The sequence below is a fragment of the Nonomuraea turkmeniaca genome, assembly GCF_005889735.1.
GTDB lineage: Bacteria > Actinomycetota > Actinomycetes > Streptosporangiales > Streptosporangiaceae > Nonomuraea > Nonomuraea turkmeniaca.
The window spans coordinates 1-7,437 of the sequence record NZ_VCKY01000368.1 but is presented as its reverse complement, the minus strand read 5'-3'; the positions used below and the strand labels follow the sequence as shown (position 1 = coordinate 7,437).

General features: G+C 71.1%; 6 protein-coding genes. 3 read left to right on the top strand and 3 right to left on the bottom strand.

Features of this window, described 5'->3' with window-relative positions; all coding sequences use genetic code 11:
* From ETD86_RS51270 to cofD, 3 genes are all read right to left on the bottom strand, one after another.
* On the bottom strand, positions 1–533 hold a 533-nt coding region (locus ETD86_RS51270), incomplete at its 3' end, for a lytic polysaccharide monooxygenase auxiliary activity family 9 protein (protein WP_211370858.1).
* Positions 534–634: 101 nt separating this feature from the next.
* A complete protein-coding gene (locus ETD86_RS51265; protein WP_138673877.1) occupies positions 635–1,915 on the bottom strand; it encodes a coenzyme F420-0:L-glutamate ligase in 1,281 nt (426 codons plus the stop codon).
* A complete protein-coding gene (gene cofD, locus ETD86_RS51260) occupies positions 1,912–2,850 on the bottom strand; it encodes a 2-phospho-L-lactate transferase (RefSeq protein WP_138673876.1) in 939 nt (312 codons plus the stop codon). The genes ETD86_RS51265 and cofD overlap by 4 nt, the downstream gene beginning before the upstream one ends.
* 179 nt (positions 2,851–3,029) lie before the next feature.
* Here cofD and ETD86_RS57680 point away from each other — a divergent pair, with 179 nt between their 5' ends.
* From ETD86_RS57680 to ETD86_RS51245, 3 genes are all read left to right on the top strand, one after another.
* Positions 3,030–5,006 (top strand): hypothetical protein, encoded by a 1,977-nt coding sequence (locus tag ETD86_RS57680; protein WP_211370857.1) that lies wholly within the window; start codon positions 3,030–3,032, stop codon positions 5,004–5,006.
* Between the two features lie 316 nt (positions 5,007–5,322).
* Positions 5,323–5,583, top strand: coding sequence for a WhiB family transcriptional regulator (locus tag ETD86_RS51250; RefSeq protein WP_020546325.1), 261 nt, complete (start codon positions 5,323–5,325; stop codon positions 5,581–5,583).
* A gap of 112 nt (positions 5,584–5,695) precedes the next feature.
* A partial coding sequence (locus ETD86_RS51245; protein WP_138673875.1) for a glycosyltransferase family 2 protein occupies positions 5,696–7,437 on the top strand: 1,742 nt, incomplete at its 3' end.

Here is a 7,437-nt window from a genome sequence, read left to right as displayed (position 1 = left end):
GTCGGGGTGGGCGTCGGGTTGGGGTTGCCGCCGCCACCGATCTGCAGGTCGATGCAGGAGTAGAAGGCGTTGGTGGTGTCGGAGATGTTCCAGATCGCCAGGATCTTCTGGCGGCCGGAGTAGCCGGACAGGTTGACCGTGTGCGAGACCGTCGCCGGGGGCTGCTGGTTGTTGCCGCTGAACACGGCCACCCTGGTGTTGCCGATGTAGTACTCGTAGTTGAGCGTGGCGTGCCTGGCGGTGAACGTCCAGGTGAAGGTCACCGTGCTGCCCACGGACGCGACCGGCCACGGCTTGCTCTCGTCGCTCAGCTGGGCGAACTGCGACAGGTTGGCGTGGCAGTTGCGCAGGCCCTTCGGCCCCTCCACGCTCTGCGGCTCGTAGATGATGTTGCCGCAGTTGGGCACTTTGCCCTGGGCGCAGTTGGCCTGCCGGCTCGGTGGGGAGTTGACGTACCCGTGCGCGAACGCCGGGGTCGTGTTGAAGAGCGTGGTGGCGACGGCGATCACTACCACGGCGGTTAACGTGAGCATCCTTCGCATGAAAGCGCTCCTTTACATGGGGGGATGCTCCGAATGTAAAGGAAACTTTCCTAAGGGTAAACAGTCAACTGACATCGGAGTCGAGGCCCGGGTCAGCGTGTCACGATGAAGTCCGCCGGGTCGCGGGGCGCACGATCCCGGGGCGGGGCCGCCGCGTGCCCCACGGCCACGCAGCCCATCGGATCCCAGGACTCCGGCAGGTCGAGCACCGCGCGCACGACCGGGCGGCAGAACATCGTGGACGACACCCACGCCGAGCCGAGCCCTTCGACGGCGAGCTGGATCAGGAAGTTTTCCACCCCGGCACCGGTCGCCACCACGAACATCTCCCGCTCGGACGCGTTGCGCCGCGCGTCGCGGTAGGTGTGCGACCCCTCCATCACCAGGCACGGCACCACCAGGTAGGGAGCGTTACGCAGCACGTCGCCCCGTTTGATCCGCTTGGCGATCGACTGCTCGCTGAACCCGTCGCCCCGCAGGTCCTCGATCCACGCCTCGCGCATCGCGTCGAGCAACTTCGTGCGCGTCTCGGGGGACTCGACCAGCACGAACCGCCACGGCGTCGTGTGGTGCGGCGCGGGCGCGGCGATGCCCGCCGCCACGGCCCTGCGCACCGCCTCGGGATCGACCGGCCGGTCGGAGAACTCCCTGATCGTGCGGCGCGCGAACACGACATCCCGCGACCCGTAGCGGAACAGGTCCTCGTCGGCCGGCCGCACCAGCGGCCGCACCCCGGGCCCGTCGTCATCGGTGACCAGGTGGGACAGCCCGCGGACGATCGCCACGGGCACGCCCTCGAGCTTGCCCTTCACCAGCTCCGCCGCGGACGCGATCTCGTCGGCCAGCGCCGTGACGGTGGCGTTGAGCTGGTTGCCGTACTCGTCCGAGATGCCGCGGAAGTCGTCCAGCGGCCGCAGGCCCGCCGCCCCGATCGCCACGTCGGTCAGCCCATTGCGCCACGGCCGGCCGAACGTGTCGGAGACGATCACGCCGGTCCGCTCCGCGAGTCCCGCCCTGATGCGCCTGGCCGAGGCGTCGGGGTCCACGGGGAGGAGCAGCACGGTGCCGGGCTCGGTGTTGGAGGCGTCGACCCCCGCCGCGGCCATGACGAAGCCGTGGCGGGTCTGGGAGATCACGGTGTCGCCGCGCCTGGCGACCACGCGCTCGGTCTCGTCCTCGATCGCCTGGGTGCGGTCGGGCGCCTGGCGGATGCGGCCCTCGGCCTTGCTCACGATCTTGGAGGTGACGACCACGATGTCGCCGTCCTGGAGGTCGGCGTCCTTGAGCAGGGCCGCGATGTCGTCACCCGGGCGCACCTCGCCGACCCCCTCGACGGCGATCACTTCGATGCGGCGAGGTCCTGCGATGGTCATCGAGCGAGCTCCAGGGCCAGGTCGAGGGCCGTACGGGCGATGCCGGCCGCGGCCTCGGCGTCGTGCATGAGGATCGGGCGGGCGACGACGCGTACGCCGTCGAGCGCGACCCCCTCGTCCTCCTCGGCCACCAGCCATCCGTCGATCAGGTCCGAGCCGTAGAGCTCCAGGACGGCCTGGGCGCTCGTCTCCACCCCGATGGCCGTCAGGCAGGCGTCGGCCATGCCCCGCACCGGCGCGCCGCCGATGATCGGTGACACGCCGACCACGGTCTTGGCGGTCAGGGCGTCGCGGATGCCCGGGACCTGAAGGATGGTGCCGATGCTCACGACCGGGTTGGACGGCGGCAGGATGACCACGTCGGCATCCTCGACGGCCTCGAGCACGCCCGGCGCCGGCTTGGCCGTGTCCGCTCCCACCAGCGCGAACGACTGGGCGGGGACGGAGGCGCGCAGGCGCACCCACCACTCCTGGAAGTGCACGGCGCGCTTGCCGTGCTCGTCCTCGATCACCACGTGCGTCTCGCAGCGGTCGTCGCTCATCGGCAGCAGCCGCACGCCCGGCTGCCAGCGCGTGCACAGCGCCTTCGTGATCTGCGAGAGCGGGTAACCGGCCGCCAGCATCTGCGAGCGGACGATGTGGGTGGCGAAGTCGCGGTCCCCGAGCCCGAACCACTGCGGCTCCATCCTGTACGCGGCCAGCTCCTCCTTGACCACGTGGGACTCCTTGGCCCGGCCCCAGCCCTGCTCCTCGTCGATGCCGTTGCCCAGGGTGTACATCACGGTGTCGAGGTCGGGACAGACCCGCAGGCCGAACAGGGTGATGTCGTCACCCGTGTTGCCGATGACGGTGATCGTGGAGTCTGGCTCGGTCGCCCGGAGGCCGCGGAGGAAACGGGCGCCGCCGATGCCGCCGGCGAGTGACACGATGTGCATGCGGCCCAGTCTTTCACCGGTCACTGACAAGCCCACCGCGGGAGTGGTTTTCCCCACTCTTGCGGGAGTACTCGCAGGTATAGGCCGAATTGAGATGTATGGGGTTCCTGGGACTCCCGCCGCCGGACTTGGCGATGTGGCAAACTCCCTTCGGGCTAAAGGGTCCGTTGGGGGTATTTGTGAGCAAACTTGACGTCGCCCGGCTGAAGGAGCCGGCCGCCTGGATCATGCTCGTCACTGGACTGCTGAACGTGCTTCTGGCGATCGGTCACATCCTGATCGGCTCGTCGTCGGGCTCGACCTTCACGGGTCGCGCGGCCGCGAACTTCTCCAGCGTGACGAGCCCGGTCCTCGTGGCGTTGCTGCTGGGCGCGGTGCTGCTGGTCACCAAGGTCGGCCAGCCGTCGCCCAAGGCCAAGCCCATCATGTACGGGGCCGCGGCCGGGCTGCTCCTGGTATCGGTGTTCGGGATGCTGGCGCTGCTGCTCGGGCTGTTCGCCGGGGACGGGGCCCGCGACGTCGTGGAGTTCGTGCTCCTGGGCGTGCCTCAGCTGGCGTTGGCCGCCATCGCGCTGGTCTATCTGATCCCGCAGGTCATGCCCGAGCGTCCGGTCGCCCAGGTCTACCACCACCCCCAGTTCGGCCAGCAGCCGCCGTTCGCCGGCGGGCCGCAGGATCCCGCCTATGGGCAGCCCCAGCCCGGCTACGGGCAACCTCCCGCCGCGTACGGCCAGCAGCCGCCGTCGGGCCAGCAGCCCCAGTACGGGCAGCAGCCGCCGATGGGTCAGCCTCCGTCCGGGCAGCAGTTCGGTCAGCCCGAGCAGCCCCCGGCCGGTTACGGCCAGCAGCCGCCGAGCTTCGGCGGCGGTCAGCCCGAGCAGCCCCCCGCCGGTTACGGCCAGCAGCCGCCGTCCGGCCAGCAGCCCGCCCCCGGCCAGCCCGAGCAGGCGCCTCCCGCCTACGGCCAGCAGCCGCAGTACGGGCAGCAGCCGCCGATGGGTCAGCCGCCGTCCGGGCAGCAGTTCGGTCAGCCGGAGCAGCCCCCGGCCGGTTACGGCCAGCAGCCGCCGATCTTCGGCGGCGGTCAGCCCGAGCAGTCCGCCTATGCGCCGCCTGCCGCCGACGCCCAGCCCGTCCAGTCCGCCGAGCCCGCTTACGGTCAGCCCCGGCCGGAGGCGTACCAGCCGGTCAGGGCGGCGCTGCCCCCCGCGCCGTCCGACCAGCAACAGCCGCAAGGTTTCGGCCGGGACCCCGGGTTCGGGCAGAACGCCGGTTTCGGGCAGGACCCCGGTTTTGGGCAGAACGGCGGGTCCGGGCAGGACTCCGGGTTCGTGCAGGCCGCCTACACGTCCTCCGAGACGGCGCCGAACGTCGACCGCCCCGTCCAGGAGTACGCCACCCCGCCGGCCCAGGAGTACAACACCCCGGCCGCCGAGTACCAGCCGGCCCCGTACGTCCCGGCGGACAGCCAGCCGAACCTCTACGGCCAGCCGAGCCCGAACCCGTACGCGCCGCCCCCCGCGGACGACGCCTATGCGCCGCCGCCCGCGGACCACCAGAACCCGTACGCGCCGCCGGACGCCTTCTCCACCCCCGGCGACCAGCCCTCCTACCCGACGGGCGACACCTCGCCGAGCGTGCCGTTCCAGCCGCCGTACCACGGGCAGAGCGCGTTCGACCAGCCGCAGCAGGGCGGCACCCCGTTCACCGGCTACTCGGGCGGCGAGTACGCCACCCCGAACGCCTACCAGGAGCCCGATCCGCCCGTGGACCCGCGCGCCCAGCAGCTCATGGACGCCTACCAGCAGGCGGAGACGTACCAGCACACGGCGACCGCCGGCACCACGCCCGACCTGCGCGTCCCGGACTACGCCGGCCAGACCGGGCCGTACAACGACCCGTTCGGCCACCCGCAGCAGCCCCAGCAGCCCCAGCAGCAGAGCCCGTACGAACCCCAGCAGAGCCCGTACGAACCCCAGCAGGGCGGGTACGAGCCGCGCCCCTACCAGCCGACCCATCAGGCGCCGGCCGACCAGGGGGAGTCGACGATGCGGATCGACCCGTCGGCGTACCGGGGAGACGCCCTGGGCGGCCGCCCGGGGGACGACCCCATCGACCCGACAGCCATATACACGCCCAACGAACCGCGCAGGTAACGGACCGGCAATGAACGACTAGAGAGAAGGTGGGTCACGGGCGGGCGTCTATCCCGCCCTGGTACGGTTCGGACCGCTGACAGGCTGAACGAGCTTGACCGAAACCCATGAGCGGATGAGGTGGCGGGCGAGAACATCACATGCCGAGCACACCGGGGCGAGATCTGGTCTTTCCCCGGATACCTGCATGCCGCTTGACGTCAGCTACGGCACGCGCGTGTAATTACAACCATGTTGTTACGCCTTCCGGTGGGTGGGTAATAAGGAAGGCGTCCATGGGGGGCTCCATTGCGGGCGGGCGGCAGGGAGGTGTGCAGTGACCGATCCGGTCATCGCACAGGATCAGCTTGACGCTGAAGAACTCGGCTGGCAGGAGCGCGCGTTGTGCGCGCAGACCGATCCGGAGGCGTTCTTCCCGGAGAAGGGCGGCTCCACCAGAGAGGCCAAGAAGGTCTGCCGATCGTGCGAGGTCCGTGCCGAGTGCCTTGAATACGCACTCGAGCACGATGAGCGGTTCGGCATCTGGGGAGGGTTGTCCGAGCGGGAGCGCAGACGGATCAAACGCCAGGCCGTTTAGTCGTGGAGGGGAAGGGTCACGCGGGCAGCCGCGTGACCCTTTTCGCACCTCCTGACCTGCTTTCGCCTGTAGGGTGGGCGCGCCTGATCATCCCCCCAGGAGTCACCCACCGATGTCCCGTCCGTACGTCACCGTGATCGTCGTCGCCCACGACGGCGCGCGCTGGCTCGAAGAGACGCTGCGGGCGCTGGCCGGCCAGAGCCGCAGGCCCGACCGCGTGGCCGGCGTCGACAACGGCAGCAGGGACGGCTCGGCCGACCTGCTGGCCCAGACGTTCGGCAGCGGCAACGTCATGTCCCTGCCGCGTTCGACCGCGTTCGCCGACTCCGTCGCCGAGGCGCTCGAAAGGATGCCCTCACGCGGGGCCGACGAGTGGATCTGGCTGCTCCACGACGACTGCGCCCCCGACAGGCGGGCGCTGGAGGCCCTGCTCACCGCGGCCCAACACGATCCCAAAGCCGCCGTGCTCGGTCCCAAGCTGCGCGACTGGCTCGACCATCGGCGCCTGCTCGAACTGGGCGTGACGGTGGGGCGTACCGGGCGCAGGGACACCGGGCTGGAGCCGCGCGAGTTCGACCAGGGGCAGCACGACGGCACTCGCGAGGTGTTGTCGGTGTCCACGGCCGGGATGTTGATCCGCCGCGACGTGTGGGAGCAGGTCGGCGGGCTGGACCCGTTCTTCCCGCTGTTCCGGGACGACCTCGATTTGTGCTGGCGGGTGCGTAACGCCGGGCACAAGGTCCTGGCCGTGACCTCGGCCGTGGCCTGGCACGCCGAGGCGGCGGCGCGCCGGCGCCGGCGCATCACGGTCAGTGGCGACCATCCGCGCCGGCTGGACCGGCGGAACGCGATCTTCGTGGTCATGGCGAACCTGCCGTTCGGCCCGATGGTGTGGGCCCTGTTGCGGAACGTGCTCGGCTCGGCCTTCCGCACGCTGCTCTTCCTCGTCAGCAAACAGCCCGCGAACGCGCTGGACGAGATGGTGGCCATGGGGTCGATCCTGGTGCACCCGCTCCGGCTGCTCAGGGCGCGGCGTGCCCGCCGCCACGGCCGCAAGAAGGGATATATCCGCATCAAGCGGCTGATGACGCCGCCGGGTGCGGCCTACCGGCGCCTGGTCGACATGGTGCAGAGCTTCCTCGCCGGCCAGGCCCCGGTCGACTCGGCCGGCCGCCACCACCATCACGGCCCCGCGGAGGAGGACGAGGTGCTGCCGCCGCCGGACAGCGGCGCGGTCAAACGGTTCCTCTCCCGGCCGGGCGTCGTCCTCCTGCTCGCGCTGACCGCCATCTCGCTGGTCGCCGAGCGGTCCCTGATCGGCGGCGGACGGCTCGGCGGGGGCGCACTCGTTCCCGTGATCGGCGGCGCCGGCGATCTCTGGGCGTTCTACACCGAGGGCTTCCACGACATCGGGCTCGGGTCGGACGCGTGGGCGCCGCCGTACGTGGCGGTCGTGGCCGCGCTGTCCACGCTCGCGTTGGGCAAGACATGGCTGGCCGTGTCGGTGTTGCTGCTCGGCTCGGTGCCGCTGGCGGGCGCCACCGCGTACCTGGCCACTCGGCACGTCATCCCCGCGGTGCCCGCGCGGGCATGGGCGGCGGGGACGTACGCGCTGCTGCCCGTCGCGACCGGCGCGATCGCGGCGGGCCGGCTGGGCACGGCCGTGGTGTTCGTGCTGCTGCCGGTCTACGCCTCGCTCGGCACGACCCTCCTGACCGCCGAACGCCGGCGCGCCCGCCGGGCGGCGTGGGCGCTCGGGTTGGTGCTGGCGGTGGGGACGGCGTTCGTGCCGCTGGTCTACCCGATGGTGGCGGTGCTGGGCGCACTGGCCTTGGCGGCGGCACGGCATCGGGC

Bases quoted from the DNA above. Each gene is read 5' to 3' on its own strand.
- ETD86_RS51265 (WP_138673877.1), bottom strand. From the start codon at position 1,915: ATGACCATCGCAGGACCTCGCCGCATCGAAGTGATCGCCGTCGAGGGG.
- cofD (WP_138673876.1), bottom strand. From the start codon at position 2,850: ATGCACATCGTGTCACTCGCCGGCGGCATCGGCGGCGCCCGTTTCCTC.